Here is a 1,023-nt window from a genome sequence, read left to right as displayed (position 1 = left end):
TATTATGGTATAGAAAATATGCCAAATGAGTGGATAGAAGTTATTGCTAGAAAAGATGATATAGTAAATTTATCGACTCGTTTAGAAACTGCTATAGCCATCAGGAATCAGATGTGAGAATTGAGGTGTTCCTTAAAAGTATAGAATATAGCAGTTATCTTATTTATATATATTAGTCTATTCCCTATTCCCTGTTCCCTATTACCTAAAACAAAAGTATCCAATATCTCACAACTAAAATCATATTGCTATATATTAGAAAAATGTCCGACTTAGGAACTTATATAAAATCAAAAAAAATGACTCAAATTGCTTTATTCGGTACAAGTGCCGATCCACCAACATCCGGACATGAAACAATTATTAAATGGCTCTCTCAAAACTTCGATCAAGTAATAGTTTGGGCATCAGATAATCCCTTTAAATCACATAAAATACCCCTCAAACAACGTTCGGCAATGTTATCAATTTTGATTGAAAATATTGACTCTAATAAAAACAATATTTCTCTCAATTCAGAATTAAGTAGTCGTCGTACTATAGAAACCGTTGAACGTGCTAGAAAAAAATGGCATAATGCTGAATTTACTTTAGTAGTAGGTTCAGATTTAGTCAAACAATTACCAAATTGGTATAAAGTAGAAGAACTTTTGCAGAAAGTAGGATTATTAGTTGTACCTCGAAAAGGTATTACAATAGAAGAGGCAGATTTGCAAAAGTTAAGAGAACTAAATACAGGAGTAAAAATAGCTTCTTTAGAAGTTCCTAATGTTTCCTCATCCGCATATCGAGAGCAAGGAGACCCAGCAATTATTACGCCTCCCATTAAAGATTATATATATCGGGAGCAGTTATACAAATGCCAGGACGCGACTATAGAAAAAGTGTAAATAATAAAGCAGATTTTAAAGTAGGAGTAGATAACGTAATTTTTTCTGTCGATGCTCAACAAAACCGCTTATTGGTTTTATTAGTAATGCGGCAAAAGGAACCATTTATTAATTACTGGAGATATGAAGATAA

General features: G+C 32.1%; 1 protein-coding gene and 1 pseudogene. Both read left to right on the top strand.

Translation table 11 applies throughout. The features are described 5' to 3' along the window. Window positions 1–299: 299 nt before the first annotated feature. On the top strand, window positions 300–890 hold the full coding sequence (locus tag F6K13_RS34705; RefSeq protein ID WP_124145566.1) for a nicotinate-nucleotide adenylyltransferase: 591 nt from the start codon (window positions 300–302) through the stop codon (window positions 888–890). Beyond that, window positions 860–1,023 (top strand): annotated as a pseudogene (locus F6K13_RS35940) (NUDIX hydrolase); the annotation flags it as partial. The gene F6K13_RS34705 and the pseudogene F6K13_RS35940, both read left to right, overlap by 31 nt.

It is taken from the genome of Okeania sp. SIO2B9, assembly GCF_010672505.1.
GTDB classification, from domain to species: Bacteria; Cyanobacteriota; Cyanobacteriia; order Cyanobacteriales; family Microcoleaceae; genus Okeania; species Okeania hirsuta.
Note: the sequence above shows the minus strand (reverse complement) of the source record. Positions and strands in the feature narration are given on the sequence as shown.

What these genes read in the sequence shown, in the direction of transcription:
- F6K13_RS34705 (WP_124145566.1), top strand. Translation starts at nt 300, where the DNA reads ATGACTCAAATTGCTTTATTCGGTACAAGTGCCGATCCACCAACATCC.